This window comes from Lacticaseibacillus zeae DSM 20178 = KCTC 3804, assembly GCF_000260435.1.
Classification (GTDB): Bacteria; Bacillota; Bacilli; order Lactobacillales; family Lactobacillaceae; genus Lacticaseibacillus; species Lacticaseibacillus zeae.
The window spans coordinates 1-15,865 of the sequence record NZ_BACQ01000063.1; the positions used below are offsets into that span (position 1 = coordinate 1).

Annotated in this window: 14 protein-coding genes and 1 pseudogene; 9 read left to right on the forward strand and 6 right to left on the reverse strand. The window is 44.4% G+C overall.

Going from position 1 to position 15,865, the window contains the following annotated elements:
• From GSO_RS12925 to menC, 3 genes are all read left to right on the forward strand, one after another.
• Positions 1-873: peptidase dimerization domain-containing protein (locus GSO_RS12925; RefSeq protein WP_010492882.1), on the forward strand; the 873-nt coding region annotated here is incomplete at its 5' end.
• Positions 874-2,133 (forward strand): MFS transporter, encoded by a 1,260-nt coding sequence (locus GSO_RS12930; protein ID WP_010492883.1) that lies wholly within the window; start codon positions 874-876, stop codon positions 2,131-2,133.
• Between the two features lie 4 nt (positions 2,134-2,137).
• Entirely contained in the window at positions 2,138-3,265 is a 1,128-nt protein-coding gene (menC, locus tag GSO_RS12935; RefSeq protein WP_010492885.1) for an o-succinylbenzoate synthase, read from the forward strand.
• 122 nt (positions 3,266-3,387) lie between these two features.
• On the opposite strand, the gene GSO_RS12940 is transcribed toward menC, so the two are convergent.
• The 3 genes from GSO_RS12940 to GSO_RS12950 all read right to left on the reverse strand — a co-directional run bounded on the left by GSO_RS12940 (position 3,388) and on the right by GSO_RS12950 (position 7,568).
• The gene (locus GSO_RS12940) at positions 3,388-4,410 is read right to left on the reverse strand and encodes a LacI family DNA-binding transcriptional regulator (protein WP_010492887.1); all 1,023 of its coding nucleotides are present in this window, start codon (positions 4,408-4,410) and stop codon (positions 3,388-3,390) included.
• A gap of 82 nt (positions 4,411-4,492) precedes the next feature.
• Positions 4,493-5,872 (reverse strand): SLC45 family MFS transporter, encoded by a 1,380-nt coding sequence (locus GSO_RS12945; RefSeq protein WP_010492889.1) that lies wholly within the window; start codon positions 5,870-5,872, stop codon positions 4,493-4,495.
• 19 nt (positions 5,873-5,891) lie between these two features.
• Positions 5,892-7,568 carry an alpha-glucosidase gene (locus GSO_RS12950; RefSeq protein WP_010492891.1) on the reverse strand — a complete coding sequence of 559 codons (1,677 nt, stop codon included), beginning with the start codon at positions 7,566-7,568 and terminating at the stop codon, positions 5,892-5,894.
• A 387-nt stretch (positions 7,569-7,955) separates the two neighbouring features.
• Between GSO_RS12950 and GSO_RS12955 the strand changes: the two genes are divergently transcribed.
• Positions 7,956-8,810, forward strand: a complete 855-nt coding sequence (locus GSO_RS12955; protein WP_010492893.1) for an AraC family transcriptional regulator — start codon at positions 7,956-7,958, stop codon at positions 8,808-8,810.
• Positions 8,811-9,280: 470 nt separating this feature from the next.
• Here the strand turns inward: GSO_RS12955 and GSO_RS12960 are convergent, their stop codons facing one another.
• The 3 genes from GSO_RS12960 to GSO_RS12970 all read right to left on the reverse strand — a co-directional run bounded on the left by GSO_RS12960 (position 9,281) and on the right by GSO_RS12970 (position 12,611).
• Positions 9,281-9,937 (reverse strand): ATP-binding cassette domain-containing protein, encoded by a 657-nt coding sequence (locus tag GSO_RS12960; protein WP_010492896.1) that lies wholly within the window; start codon positions 9,935-9,937, stop codon positions 9,281-9,283.
• Complete coding sequence (locus tag GSO_RS12965) at positions 9,930-12,011, reverse strand: bacteriocin-associated integral membrane family protein (protein WP_010492898.1); 2,082 nt, start codon at positions 12,009-12,011, stop codon at positions 9,930-9,932. Before GSO_RS12965 ends, GSO_RS12960 begins: the two co-directional genes overlap by 8 nt.
• A gap of 147 nt (positions 12,012-12,158) precedes the next feature.
• On the reverse strand, positions 12,159-12,611 hold the full coding sequence (locus tag GSO_RS12970; protein ID WP_010492900.1) for a lactococcin 972 family bacteriocin: 453 nt from the start codon (positions 12,609-12,611) through the stop codon (positions 12,159-12,161).
• A 569-nt stretch (positions 12,612-13,180) separates the two neighbouring features.
• On the opposite strand from GSO_RS12970, the pseudogene GSO_RS18690 reads away from it, so the two are divergent.
• From GSO_RS18690 to GSO_RS12995, 5 genes and pseudogenes are all read left to right on the forward strand, one after another.
• Positions 13,181-13,330: pseudogene (locus tag GSO_RS18690) on the forward strand (nitroreductase); the annotation flags it as partial.
• A gap of 324 nt (positions 13,331-13,654) precedes the next feature.
• A complete protein-coding gene (locus GSO_RS12980; RefSeq protein ID WP_010492904.1) occupies positions 13,655-14,203 on the forward strand; it encodes a hypothetical protein in 549 nt (182 codons plus the stop codon).
• A complete protein-coding gene (locus tag GSO_RS17160) occupies positions 14,196-14,348 on the forward strand; it encodes a YvrJ family protein (RefSeq protein ID WP_010492908.1) in 153 nt (50 codons plus the stop codon). Before GSO_RS12980 ends, GSO_RS17160 begins: the two co-directional genes overlap by 8 nt.
• 10 nt (positions 14,349-14,358) lie before the next feature.
• Positions 14,359-15,123, forward strand: coding sequence for a GH25 family lysozyme (locus tag GSO_RS12990; protein WP_010492910.1), 765 nt, complete (start codon positions 14,359-14,361; stop codon positions 15,121-15,123).
• Between the two features lie 233 nt (positions 15,124-15,356).
• Positions 15,357-15,863, forward strand: a complete 507-nt coding sequence (locus GSO_RS12995) for a TetR/AcrR family transcriptional regulator (RefSeq protein WP_010492912.1) — start codon at positions 15,357-15,359, stop codon at positions 15,861-15,863.
• Positions 15,864-15,865 lie beyond the last annotated feature (2 nt).

Here is a 15,865-nt window from a genome sequence, read left to right on the forward strand (position 1 = left end):
AAAGATAAGCTTCTCCGACATGTCAGAAAAGTCTTTGTGACGGATGGTTCGATGAATGCTAATGGCGCCCACGTTTTACGTTTGGGTAATCGTGGCTTGTTCGGTTTACGATTAACCGCCAAAACTGCGACTCACGCCAATCATTCGGGTAACGCCGGCAACGTGATTACCAATCCAGTGAACCTCTTGCATGAGTTATCGGGGAAACTTTATGATTTTACCAATCAGCGTGTCTTGATTCCGGGTTTTTACGACGGAGTTGAGCCGCCAACTGCTCAAGAAATGACCTGGATTGATGACTTACCGTTTGACGCCGGGAAAGTCGCTGATGTCTTTGGCACGCAACTAACCACGACCGACAAGACAGCATACTACAAAAAGTTGATGTTCGAACCATCGTTTAACATCAATGGCATGGCTGCCGGAAACACAGGCACGGATGTCAAAACGATTATTCCAAATTCGGCATTTGTCAGTATCGATATGCGCTTGGTTGGCGGACAAAATCTTGAAACCATCAAGTCGGGTGTCGAAACGTTACTGGCACCGTACTTAGCGGGTGGAACGCTCAACTATGCTGTTACTGGCGCCATTCCGCCGACCGTTGTTCATCCTAGTGACGGTGATCTTGATGCGTTCAATCAGGCGGCTCGAGAAGCACATGTACCTCTCCTGATTGAGCCAAGGATGCCCGGAACGGATCCCAATTATGTTTGGACTGATATTCTCGGCGTTCCGGTTTTCACCGTGCCACTGGCCAATTTTGATCAGAACAATCATGCACCAAACGAAAATATTACCGAAGATGCTTTTACTAGCAGCATCCGTTTTATGGAAAAGCTAATCACGGCTTATAAGGAAAGAGGGAGCTAAATGGAATTAACTCAGACATCGGCTAAAGCTCATCGTGGATCACTAACGTTCGTCATGGTTTATATTGGCTACCTGATCTGTTTCATCGATCGTTCCGCCATCAGCATTGCTTTGTCGTACATCGGTCGCGATTTGCACCTGAGCACATCGACGCTCGGCGTTGTCGCAAGTGCCTTCTTCTTTTCATACGCGCTTATGCAGATTCCTGGAGGGTGGCTGACGGACAAGTTTGGCACTTATCGGACGATTATTGCCGCCATTGCGATGTGGTCTATTTTTACCATTTTGACTGGTTTTGCTTGGTCGCTCGTATCACTCATTGTAATTCGAATTTTGTTTGGGATTGGCGAAGGAACCTATCCTTCTGCGAGCCTTAAGCAAATCAGTGAAGCAATGCCGTATAAAAAACGCGCTTCCGCCACTTCGGCAACCATCTCATCGAATTATGTCGGGGCTGCGGTCGCGCCGGTTATCATTGCGCCGATTATTGCCACTGCAGGATGGCGGACGTCCTTTCACCTGATGGGGTTGATTGGAATCGCCTTCATCATTGTTTATGCGCTTGTGCTCCGTCCTAAGAAGCAAGCAGCTCGTGCCGTAAGTAAGACATCGGGCCAGTCGGTAAAGAAGCATATTCCTTGGAAACAGGTTTTATCCAACGGTGTACTATGGCAGTTCTTTTTGATCGTATTTGGGCTCAGTTCCGTTACCAAGGGGCTCGATTCGTGGATGCCAACGTACTTATTGGCAACCCGGCACATTAATTTGGCTGGCATTTCATGGCTTGTGCCACTGCCATCATTAGCGGCTGGGGTCGGGTCATTGATTGCCGGTTACGTGATGGTGCGGTTCTTTAAGGGAAAAGAAAAATTATTCATTGGCGTCACGAGTCTGCTGGCCACGTTGCTGATGTTCGGCATGTACAAGTCGGTTGCCTTGCCCGCAGTGATCACCTTTGAAATTCTGACCTACTTTTGCAAGTCGCTTGCTTTTGCCGGTACCTTTGCGCTCTTTGCGGAATTGGTCAGCAAAGGCGCTTATGGTTCAAGTATCGGCATCGTCAATTTCGGGGGACAGTTGTCCGGCTTTTTGGCGCCCATTGTTATCGGCGTGCTGGTTCAAGTTTCCAATGGATCATATACGGTTGCCTTTTTATTCTTAGTTTTTACCGCTGCCATTGCATTTGTTGCCGCATTAACCCTGAGCCCCGGAAAACTAGGCAAGATGCGGGCACAGGCCGTCAATGCAAAGGAGGATTAGCTTTATGAAAATCATTTCTGCAACATTACGCAAAGTCGATATTCCGTTGCGCCATCCGTTTGAGACCAGCTTTACGCGGATGACTGCGAAGAAAACTATGCTTCTTGAATTGACTGACGAACTGGGAACAACCGGTTATGGCGAAGTATCTGCGTTCGACATTCCGTTTTATAATGAAGAATTTCGTGCCGGGGCATGGGCGTTGCTACTCGATATCATGCTGCCGAGAATTCTTAATGTCGAGCTTGATCATCCGGACGACATGTACCCGTTGGTGGCAGGCATTCGCCGGAACAACATGGCTAAGTCAGCGATTAATTGCGCATTGTGGGATATTTTTGCCAAAGAAAAGGGACTGCCATTGGCGACTGCTCTTGGTGGCAGCAAAACAAAAGTTGAAACCGGTGTATCAATCGGGGTTCAAGCCTCGCCTGAAGCGCTTGTGGATGTTGTTCGCGGCTATATTGCTCAAGGTTATCGCCGTATCAAATGTAAAATCAAACCAGGGAAAGATTATGCCTATTTAGCTGCTGTTCGGCAGGCTTTTCCTGATGTGATGTTGATGGGGGATGCCAACTCAGCATACAGACGAAAAGATTTTGCAATGCTGAAACGCCTTGATCCACTCCATCTCATCATGATTGAACAGCCACTTGAGCCTGGAGATTTACTTGATCACGCTGATTTGCAAAAAATGATCAACACCCCAATTTGTCTTGACGAGAGCGTCACCAGTTTGGATGATACACGTAAAATGATCCGTCTCGGCAGTGGACGGATCATCAATATTAAAGTTGCGCGGGTTGGTGGTTTGACGATTGCCAAGCAGATTCAAGCGCTGGCAGCTAAAAACGGAATTGAATGCTGGTGCGGCGGTATGCTAGATTCCGGTGTGGCACGTGCCGAAAATGTGGCTATTGCGACCCTGCCTGGCTACACCCTGCCTAACGATATCGCGGCATCTACCCGTTATTATGATCGTGATATTGTGACGCCGCCGATTTCTTTGAATGGTACTTATGTGAACGTGCCGACTGATCCCGGAATGGGTGTCGCCATTGACTGGGAGAATTTGAACGACTTTACGATTGCGACAAAAACATTGACAGCGAAAGCGACTGCGCACGCGTGAATGTTGAAAACGAGTGGACAATGCATGATAAAAGCGGCAGCATCTTTCATGAAAGATGCTGCCGCTTATTGTGGTATTTAAGGATATCAATGGATTAACAGGAGATCGCATAGCCGCGCCAACTAATCGGCACGCTTGCTGACATCCTTAACACTTTCTCGTTCTACAATTGAGATTGGTGTGTAAACCTGCTTTTGGCTTTCCGCATTTGTTCCCGCTATCGTTTCTTCCAAACGCTCAACGCCTTCAATTCCCATCTTATAAAACTCTTGGGAGACACTCGTCAATTGAGGTTGCACCATTTCACAAATTTCCGTGCCATCAATACTGACAATTGACAAATCTTCAGGAACCTTCAACCCAAGATTGCGTGCTTGATTAAGGATGCCGACTGCCGACTCGTCGCTACCGGCGATGACGGCTGTTAGCTTGGTCTTGGTACCGTAAGCTCTCATTGCGGTTTGACCGGCTGCATAACTATAATCGCCTAGTTGTACCCATTCTTTCTTCGGGGTGACATTAGCTTCTTTTAGCGCTTTTCGATAACCCTCTAGTCGTAGTCTACCTGTATAAGGATACTTATCGATGGCGGCTAAACCAATTTGCCGGTGTCCCTTTGCTAATAGCAGCTTTGTCGCTTGATAGCCGATTTCACGGTCGTCTGAACTGATGAAGGGGAATCGTTTATCATTAAAGCCAATTGATAAGAAGCAAAATGGAATTTGAGATTCTTGTAGAAGCGCTAAGTTGTCGGGGGATAGTGCTATCGACAATAACAGAATCCCTCTAACCGGTCGTTCAATGGCAGTTAACAATGCTCTTTTTTGTTCAACGGGATCGGCGCTGTTAGAGTAAATGATGATCAGGTTCAACCCATGTTTGGTTGCTTCGGTTTGAATACCATCGATGATTTGCCCAGCAAAACTTGTTTTGACTGAACTGACCACAGTGGCGATAACGTTACTACGTTGTTTTACCAACTCGACAGCTGCTTGGTTCTTTTTATAACCTAGTTCTTTGGCGGCTATTCGAACTTTTTCTGCGGTTGCCGAACTATAACCTGAACCTTTATTTGTTAATACGCGGGAGACGGTTGATGCTGCAACACCTGTCTTTCTGGCGATATCCTTAATGGTTGCACTCATACAACTGCCTCCTGCTTGATAAATAATCGTTATCAACAATTGTACATGCAAACCGGCTTAAAGCAACAATGGAACCCATTGATTATTTTCCTTCGTGAACAATGACAACTGAAATAGCCCCAATGACCATCGAAACGAAACCGACAATCATCATCATTGACTGGCTGTTGCCCATCATTGGGAAGATGACGAAACTCAATAAAGAGCCGAAGATTTGTGGCAGGCAGATGGCGATGTTGAATAAGCCTAGATAAGCACCTTCGTTTTGTCCGTTAAGTGAAGATGTTAAAAGCGTAAACGGCAGCGTATTGATCGTAAAGTTACCGATACCGTACAGGGCAAAGGCGGCTAATGCGATCCACTTATTGCCAGTTGTTGCCGTAATGATGATACTGATGGCATCAGCGAACAACCCAAAAGAGTACCAGAATTTCCGCTGATTTGGTTTTGTTTTGGCGTAAACGAAGCCCCAGAGTAAGGCCGCAACACTATAAAATGCAGTCATAACGCCATACCAGTTTCCGGCAGCTTGGAAGCCGGCCGACATTGGATTGGTTGTGTTCCAAATATTCTTAGCCATGGCACCTGTCGCGTAGGTCCAGGTATACATAATGCCAATCCAACTGAATAACTGGACAACGGCAAGCTCCCAGAATGATTTAGGCGCTGTTTTGACAAGTTTCCACAGACTGGGTGTTTTAGCCTGTTGCTTTTTTAAATCAATTTGATGATATCTGGCGTAAGTTTCCGGATCATATTCCTTAACTTTGAACACGGTTACAAAAGTGGTCACAAGTAAGATTGCAGCGCCAATGAGGTAGGCCCAAATAACCGTGTTAGGTACTTCACCTTTTGCGGCAGTGTTGGGTACGCCAACCATTGTCAGAAGGTAAGGCAAAAGTGCTGCTAAAATACCGCCAGCATAACTAAAAATTTGTTGCCACGACCAGGCTAAATTTTTCTGCTTATTATTGACCATATCACCGGCCATCATTCGGTAAGGTGCCAGACAAACATTGCTGAATAAGTCCATGAGCGCAATGGCAATCGCAGCATAGACGAGCGCCGTGATTGAGCCATAACCAAAGCCAAATGATCCGGTAAAAGGAAGCATGATCATGACTACAGCGGCGATGGGTGCACCAAACAACAGGTACGGGATCCTTCGCCCGAAGCGGGTCCAAGTTTTATCGGAGTATTTTCCTAGTAACGGCTGAACAACCATACCCAATAATGGTGGGAGCAAGAAGAAGAAACCAAGACTGTTAGGATTGACACCGATTGTTTGGGTGATGCGACTCATTTGCGATCCTTGAAGGGTAAATGCCATATTGACGCCGATGCAGCCAAAAGTCATGGCTAAAATCGTCTTCATCGGCAAATCAGGCATGGTATCGTCAACTGCATTGGTTTCAAATTCTTTCTGGCTGTCTAATGAAGAACTTACTGTCGTTTTAGACATATCAATTTTGACCTTTCTTCTAATATTGATAAACTTTTGCTTCGTATGGTCGAATGGTGTTGCCTTGATCGTCAGGATAGTTGCTGATTAATATCTTGGCATCACTTGGCAAATCGTAATCTCGACTCAATGTGTTGTCGGTATAATTCAAAATGATGAGAAGCGTTGTATCGCTATTTGTGCGTGTAAATGCATATATCTGTTCATCGTCTTCGTTACCGGGTACTAATTCATAAGTTCCGTTGGTGATGACAGGCAATGTATGGCGAAATTCGATGAGTTTCTGATAATAGTAGAAAATCGAATTGGGATCATCCAATGCTTGCTGAACGTTGATTTTCTCAAAGTTTGGGTTCATTTTTTCCCACGGTTGATGCTTTGAGAAGCCGGCATTTTGAGTGCTGTCCCACTGCATCGGGGTGCGCGCGTTGTCGCGGCTATGCATTTCGATGTATTTCATCATGGTTTTGTCGTCTACTAAGTGCTGCTGGTCGACAATTTGGTGATAAGAGTTAATTGAGTCAATGTCGACGTAATCGTTTAAGTTAGGGAAATAAGCATTTGTCATGCCAATTTCTTCACCTTCATAAATATAGGGCGTGCCTTGTTGCATGTGCAGCATGGTAGCGAGCATTTTAGCACTTAGCACACGATTTTTTTCGGATTTATCATCGCCAAAACGGGAAACCACTCTTGGTTGGTCATGATTATTCCAGTAAAGGGAGTTCCATGCCTTGCCCGCCAAAGCTTTTTGCCACTTTGTGAGGTTGGCCCGCAAATCCTTCAAAGAAGCTTTACGATCGGCCCAGCGTCCCAACGCCGGATCCGAATTACCATCGAGTCCCATATGCTCGAACTGAAAGACCATGTTGAGTTCTGAGTTGTCGAGATTGGCGTATTTCTTGGCTTCCTCAGTCGTCACACTCGGTGTTTCGCCCACACTGATTAATTGCCGCTTGCTTAATACTGCTTGATTCATTTCACGTAAGAATTCGTGGACCCTGTGTCCATTAGCTACCAGCGGTTCGGGATTCGCATACATTTCATTTGGGTCCTTTTTAGCATCTGGCAAATTTTCTGGCTTTGAAATGTAGTTGATCACGTCCATGCGAAAACCATCGACACCTTTGTCAGCCCACCAATTCATCATGTCGTAAACAGAATGGCGAACATTTGGATTCTCCCAATTCAAATCCGGTTGCTCGGGTGCGAATAAGTGCAAATAGTATTGATCTGTCTCGGAATCATATTGCCAAGCAGGTCCGGTGAAAAATGATCCCCAATTGTTCGGCGCTCCACCGTTTTTTCCGTCGCGCCAAATATAATAATCGCGATACGGATTATCTTTGCCTTTGCGTGATTCTTGGAACCACTTATGTTCGTTGGAAGTGTGGTTAACGACCAAGTCCATCATGATTTTAAGGCCAAGTTTATGGGCTTTAGCTAACAGCGCATCGAAGTCGTTCATGTTGCCAAAATCAGGATTAATCGCGCGGTAATCGGAGATGTCGTAACCGTTGTCGACTTGCGGTGATTGATAGATCGGGCTCAGCCATAAAACATCGGCGCCTAACTTTTTGATGTAATCCAATCGTTGGGTGATGCCCTTCAAGTCACCGATGCCGTCGTTATTGCTGTCTTGGAAGCTAGCTGGGTAGACCTGATAAATCACTGCATTTTGCCACCATTTTTCCAAAGTTTTAGTCCTCCTTGTTGTTTAAATACCTTAAAGAAAAAGTGCAACGAGTCTTGATTCGAATTTACGCAAACGTTTGCTCAAACAGAATGTAATCCCTTTCATTTGCTTTGTCAATGTTTTTCTGGTTTCTAAGATCGGTCTCAAATGCAAAATAAATCTTAGCTGATCTTACATGCTCCACCACAACATTTACGGCACCGAAGAAACCTCATCCCAAACAGCTTTCAGCAAACATCCTTAACAACCAATAACCATTGCGATCCGTAAAAGGTTCACAATGGTTATTTTTTCGCCTTAAAAATATAACGAAACGGAGCGCGAAATTCGGTTCTAAGTGTTAAGCTATGGTCATGTAAGCGCTATAGAAAGAAATGGGTTCGAATTATGTTTAAAGAAAACAAGTGGCTGCGAACGGATCAGTTTGTGTGTCCGGAACTGTCGGTTTTTGAAGTCGGTTATGAGGACGTTCATCCGCGGGCGCCTTATCAGTATGAACAGCTTGATTACTACTTGCTGCATTTCATTCTTCAAGGCGAAGGGTTGTTCTTTATTAACAACGAAATTCACCAGTTGTCGCGCGGGCAGGGCTTTTTGATTCCACCTTTTACGGATAACAACTATTATCCCATGATTGGCAATCCGTGGAGTTATCGGTGGATCGGCGTTCGGGGGACAGGTGCCGAGGCCGTTTTTAAAGCTGCAGGGTTGGGGAAGACCAATTTTGTTTATAAGCATCAAGATGTTCATCAAATGGATCGCTTATTTGGCGAGGCTTACGACTATTTTAGCGGTGACCATTTGTATGGCGCTTTGGGGAAGTTCTATGAAATTGTGAGTGCCTTGGTTGAGGATTATCAACAGGAAACGCGCTTGGGTGTGCTTCCTACTCAGCAGTATGTGTTGCAAGCCGTCGAGATTCTCAAGAATGAGTATGCGGACAACACGTTGAGAATTGATGACGTGGCAGCGCGCGTTAAAGTCGAGCGTACTTATCTTTATCGCATTTTCATGAGCAATCTCGGCGTTTCGCCGAAAAGTTATTTGATGCAGCTGCGGATTAATCAGGCAATCGAGTTGTTGCGCAATACTAACGATGCGATCGGCGATATTGCGATCAAAGTAGGATTTACCAGTTATCCGCAATTTGCAAAGGCGTTTATGAAGGCGCGAAGCATGTCGCCCTCGGCTTTTAGAAAGGCGATTTCGAGCGGCGAGCTGAGTCCGCGGAAGATTGATTGAATGGGGGGAGTTTTGGTCTGTAAAGGACTTTAGCTAGCCTTAAAGCACCATCCGCTACTTACGTCAATGTGTTGACTGATCTAGGAATGGGCGTTGCCATTGACTGAGAGAATTTGACCGACTTTCCGATTGCGACAAAAACGTTGACAGCGAAAGCGGCTGTGCACGTGTGAATGTTGAAATCAAGTGGGAGATGATCAACGATTTTTCTGAAAGAGCATGATAAAAGCGGCAGTATTTTCTTGAAAGGGAGGATGCTGCCGCTTGTCGTGTATTTAGGAATATCAGTGGACTAGCAAGTAATCGCGAATCCGTGCCGACCAGTTCGCAAACTTGCTGGCATCCTTAACTCTTTTTTGTTCCACAATTGGGATTGCACCATTTCGCAAAGCTCCGTAAGCAGCCTTCAAGGCATAATTTAGAAAAAGCCATTACAAATGATTTAACAATTTGCAGCGGCTATTCATGGTTTATTGTAATAAATCGCGTATATCAATGGCGACGTCACTGTTATGAATGATATCCGGATCATGTGAAACAATTAAGATCGTTTTTCCTTGCTGTTTTGCAAGTTTTAAAGCTGTAAATATTTCCTGTTTGCTGATGGGGTCAAGCGAGCCGGTTGGTTCATCACAAAGTATTAAATCACAAGGCTTTAATAGGCATCGGGTAAGAGCAATCCGTTGCTGTTCACCTCCGGACAGGGAACCGACAATGGATTTGTCTGACATTCGAAGATTTAAATCTAAAAGCATTTTATTTTTACGATGATTGAAACTTCTTCTGGATTCACCAGTTTGTTTTCGAACTAATTCTAGATTCTTCTGAATACTTTGTTCGTTGATTAACGCGAAGTTTTGGAAAAGATAACTTATTTTCTTTTTTATCAAGCGCCGAGCAGCTTTTGTTCCCGGTTTTGGGGCGGGTTCGCCAAAAAGCCAAAACGATCCCGTACTTGGGTGATCTAACAAGCCAATGATATTTAGCAACGTTGATTTTCCAGAACCACTCGGCCCAAAGATGGTTGTTATCTGTTGTGAATTAATAGAGAGGGTGATGTCCTTGATGATCGACTTTTTACTAATTATTTTACTTATATTTTGTAGCGTAATAATGTGGTTAGTCATATAGGCATCTCCTTATTGTGTCTTTTGAGAATATTGTGATACTGATAAAGCTGATTAGAAAATCGATGGTAAAGGCTAGAGCAAATAAGAAGACGGTTGACGGCGTGATTTCATGACTGCCTAGAAGAAAAGTGAAAATGGTCAGTCCCGATATGCTAAGCCATAAGAGCCAAAAAACATGACTGCTCTGTATTGTTGAGAATCCGAGAATTTGTTTAACTGCAAAAGTTCTTCCAAAAATCGAAAAATATAAGTATGCAGTCGAAACTGCCAAAAAGAAAAAGGCAATGAGGCTGGTTATCATTGATACGAGTCCAGATGTTATATTTCCTAGCGTTTGATGAAGAATGTGAGAGTCAATATTGCTGGCCCTAATGAGCTGGGGATAATTATCTGTGAGATTATATTTGGCAAGTGTGGGAAGATACTTGTTATAAACAACTTCCGGTTTTACACCGTGGAGAGCGACTTTTAAAGGATCTCGGGCATCGCCCGTAAAGATATTCCGGGGCGCGTGTGAGTGCTTCGTGTAAACGGAAATGTAAGAAGAAATCTTTACTTTTTGACCAGACTCATTTATCAGATACTGGCCATTTTTAATAAGAGTGATTGTAGGCTTTTTTAATTTTAAGTCATTAACAAAGTAGCGAGTAATCGCTCGTTTTAATTTATTTTTCTGCTGCGGTAGCAATACAATTGGCCCATTTTCATTCTTTGACGCTTCAAATTTTTTACCACTAATGGTGTAAATTGGATTGAACTTTAAATAATTTTCATTGATGTCAATGCCTTGATATTGCGGTGCAATAGGCTGACTGGTAGCAGCTGTGTCAATTATCAAGCCACCATTATGTTCAATCTTTGGGTAGAGGATGTTCTGGTTAATTTCACTGGTTTGCTGGGGTTCCGCTAATGCCCGCTGATTATAACCGATTGAGGTTGGGAAAAACACTGCATAATCTTTCAAAGCTGATCGGTCTCTTGCTGTATTGACTTTAAGAGATTGATAAGCCAAGTCGCCAAGCGGCAGTATTGTCAGTAGGATGAATGAAAGCAGGATGCCCTTTAAAACATAAAGGCCAATAAATGTCCGTTTAGAGAATGTTCGTTTAACCAATATGCTGCTGAGAGGGATCTGGTGAGTGATGAGCATGATCGTGTAAGCAAAAATCGCTTCTATCAAAAAGCAAATTGTTATGACAATTAAGGATGGCATCATTAATTTTGGATCAGTCATTTTGAATAAAATGACCCCAAAAAGGAGGACGGTGAGATTTCCCCAAAATATTTGTGGACCAATTATTTGTATAAAGGTTGAACGGACATCATAGCCTAGATGACGAAGTACACCAATTTCATAACTAAGACTCAGGACACTCACGATGATAAAGATAAACAGAAATACAGACATAGACAGAGCAATTTGCTGGATGTCAGACAAATAGCTATTTATCACTAATGGGATCGGGGCTGCTATAAAGTCTGAAGGCGAAAGATCAAAGTGGAGGCGTTCGTTGAGTTTTGTACACAAACGTTTTTGAAATCTAACCAAGGCCTTTGGATCCTTCGTCTCAACGAAGAAATCTCCTTCCCTTGTTGCTGATATTATCCTTGGATTCAGCTCTTTAACGGTGACATCCAAGTTCCCGTATTTTCTCAGGCTTTCTGTATTGGCAATATTCTTGGTTGTATAAATTTTGCCATTTTGAAAACGCATATTGAATTTCTTGGCGAGCGGAGTGGTGGTGAGCTGACTTGATTCAAAAGTTAGATCACTGACATTTCTGTGATATTGAACCGGACCATGCTCGTTACCATGTCCTTGATACCATGTGCGTTTAAGAACAGGGAGTTTCATTTCTGTGGCAGTTTCAGAAATCGATTTCACGACTCGCTGATAGTCATTATCATTTGTTGGTTGAATTGGTAATGACAGGGACAAGTGTTGATCATCAATGTTGCTAATTTGCCGAATCATAACTGTAGTATGCTTTTCAGTTAAATAAACTAACCATGTGGAAGCAACAATGGCAACACTTATAAGCAAAGTGACTTTTAAAATCTTTTTGAACATAGGCCATCTCCCATCGGGCTATAAGTTTATGGTGGGGTATTGTTGAACATAAGAAATCATTGAAAAAGACTGTATGCTTTGAGAAACGCACATACAGCCAATTTCCATCTACGTGTGAAGGACAGAAAGAGTAGTTTGACCTAGTTCTTAATTATAAGGTGCCCAGTACCAAAACTGCGGTTCACCTTTCCCTGCAGCCGTGGCTTGGGACCATTTTCTGGCATCTGCGTATCGTGTTGTAGTATCTTTTCCATCAACAGCTGCTGTGGATGAGTGATATTCGGTTCTGTGATAGTAGTTTGAGTGAGCCCATTTGTAACCATTGAAGTAGTTATTATGGTCTGTATAATAAACCCAACGGCTATTAGCCATGTTAACGGCTGCTCGTGGTTTACGTTTGCTGGTGCCCTGCTTCGTCACTAATTCGGTAAGAACTGGAGAAGAGGTGGCTGTAACATTATCATTATCATCTAATGCAACATAGCCACTATTTGGCGCTGTTTCCGGTAAATCAATTGTTGTTGCACTAACCAACGATGGTATTGCCGCTAATGACGCAAATAGTCCCATCACTAAGAACATCAAACCAATTTTTTTCATTTTAGGCCCCCTGCCTGTTACAAGACAAACACAACGGAAAATAGAAACAAGATATAAGGGAAACTACTCTGTGTAAAAACTGTACCAGGTTAGAGAACTCTTTACAACTCATAACGATAAAAAATCATCGGTTATTTGAATTTAGTATTATAAATTATTATTAAAGCTTCGTTCGACATTTTTAGTATTTTTTAGGGAAAACAGCAAATCGGGATTTCTTAATTAATATAAACCGACAATTTGTAAACTGCGTATAAAATCTTTAATGGTATTTAGCTACAGATAATTGCCGTAGACGCAATCTTTATAGGGGCATTTTCTTGTTGTTTCAAAACATAAATGCGGCAGAATCTAAGAATGAGCTCACCGTTTTTCTATATCGTGCTGGCCTCTTTTTTTAAGGGAGTTATTCTTCATTTAGCTAAAACTCCGCCTACTAATGGAAAAGAATGCAGATGAGTTGCTTACAATTAAATGACGGCATCTTGTTCTGTTCTCTTGGAAAACTTTGTAATGGTGCGGTTGTGGACATTGAACGAGACTTAACGAAAGACGTTATTCACCCATCTCATCCTGAAGAAATCCGTGCCCATTTTGAAATAGGGGATGATGAAGCGCTACTGATGGGAATTGCCTTGGGTTATCCGGCAGAGAGCAAGATCAATGAACTCAAAACCGATCGCCGCCTATTGGCTGATTTTCTGCAGGTCAAAGAATAATGTATTCACGGTAAAATAAGCTGAGTTGACCGTATATGTTACGAGAGCAGGCGTGTCTGGGACAATTCCCGGACACGCTTTTTCTTGTCCAAAATTTCAACGTAGCTGTTCCCACAAACAATTGAACAAAAAATTTCCGCGCAATCCGTTCCATCAAAATACCGTCACAACAACCTTTTTCAATTAACCGACCCCAACGAACAATGCTAACCCTTATTAAATCAACCTTCACGCCACCTCATTGCGATCAGACAAGCCCGCACATCATTCGTTACACTACGCCTATCGATATCGAAAGACATGAGGCGCCGGATTGGATGAAGGATGGCAGTAGCACAGAAAGGATTTTCGTTGTTTCTTGAGCACCAAGCCGTGGTTTACGGTGCATTAGCGAAGTTGGGCATTCGCCCTCATCATAGTGATTTTCAGGATTGGCGGGATGAAGGGATGTTGGTGTATCTCAACTATTTCAGCCGGTATCGCGATCCGTTAACGGACGAGGCTGCGATCACCAAGTTTAACAAGTTGGCGTGGCGGTTCGTTTTCCTCACGTTGATGCAACGGATGCAAAAAGTTCGGCATCGCCGGGAGTTGGAAGAAGCACCGGCCAATGCGGCGGTGTTGCAGACGACCACCGTGGCAACGGCACCCGTTAGCTTGGAGCAGTCCGTAGCGTTGAAACTGCAGATGGAACAACTAGAAGCTGTTTTGACGCCGGTGGAACACAAAGTTTTGCAGTTGCGATTAGCTGGTATGGCTGATTCTGGCATTGCGATACATTTGCAGGTGAGCCGGCAACGGGTTTTAAAAGTGCGCAAGCAAATACAGGCGAAATATCGGCAACTCGAATTGGAGGAATTTTTAAATGGATAAAGAATTATTAACGTATGTTTTGGATCAGGCAGTTGGTGTTGTCATTGCCGTGATTTTATTGACACGAATTGAGCGGCGACTCGATACATTGATTACGAATATGGGCACTTTTATGGTCAAGCTTGAAGGCAAGCACGAAAGATAGGAGAGAAACGATGGCGATTTTAATGGCAGATGTCAGCAGCTGGCAGCCGGATTCGGAAAGCTGGTTTCGTAAGTTGGCCGATTTTGGCGTCAAAGCGGTGGTGGTGAAGCTGACGGAGGGGACCACTTACCAGAATCCGAAGGCGGCGGCACAGTTGGCGGCCGGGCGCAAAATGGGGATGCAGGTGCATGCGTATCATTATGCGCATTATCGTAATAGTGCCGAGGCAGTTGCGGAAGGCCGGTTTTTCGGCTTGGCGGCGCGGGCGCTGGGGTTATCGACGCAAAGTGTGATGGCGGCTGATGTGGAAGCACCGGAATTAACCGGTGACCTGACCGGCTTGACGAATGTGTTCATTCAAACGGTCAAGTCGCTGGGGTATCCCCACACGGATCTCTATACGATGGCCAACTGGATGAAGACCGGGCGTTTTGATCGGGTGGCGTTGATCCCTAAGAACTTATGGATCGCAAGTTATGGCGTTGATCAGCCGGGGATCGACAATGTGGGCACGTGGCAGTTCACTAACAATTTTCACGGGCTGGGCGTCGACATGAGTTATGATTTCTTCGGCCATTACACGACCCGACTTACGGGGCAACTCAACGGCGGCGTGGTTCGAGCGCCCACCGTTCGTTACCACACCGTGCAGGCAGGCGAAAGCTGGTGGGCGATCGCGCATCGGTACGGCCTGAACATGGATAACCTAGCTGCACTGAATGGCAAAACTATCTACAGCGTGATTCATCCCGGCGATCAGTTGCGGTTGAATTAGATATAAGCAAAAAAGACGATCGTTGTTTTGGCACATAGCTAAATCAATGATTGTTTTTGTTTGTGCGAAAGTTCGAGTGAAAAGAATGCTTTAACTGCAAGCTTTTATAGACTGAAACGTGTTACTGAAAACATTCACGAAAAAATTTTCACCAAAGTGTTGACACGGTGTCACCTCCCGTGTAGACTACAGGATGTTAAGTAGTGACACGGTGTCACCGAGGGAGGACAATGATGGTTTTATCAACGTTTGAACATTTAGATGAAAATAAACAACAACGCATTTTAGCTGCGCTGGTAACTGAATTTTCCAAGTACCCATTGGCGCAGGCGCAGGTCGCGCGGATCGTCAAGCAGGCTGACATCGCTCGTGGCGCGTTTTATAAATATTTCAGCGATTTGAAAGATGCGTATCAATACGCTTTTAAAGAAGTGATTGGGCGCTTGCACACGGGGATCGCTGGGCCGGAAATGCGGCGTGATCCTTATGCCGCCACGGTTGCTTTTCTGCAGGAAGCCGATGAAAGCCAGGATCGCGATTTTATCCGACTGCACTTTACCAAGAATAGCGGCATGGTGACCGTTGGCGAACCACCGATTGCTGCCAATGCAATGGAATGGGCAGTCACAACATTGTGCCACAGCGCGATTTCGCAAGCGCTAGCCAATCCGGAGCAGGCGGACTTAATTTTGAAAAACTTGAAAGCAGCTCTTTTACAGCTGCACGTGAAGGAGTCGTGAGT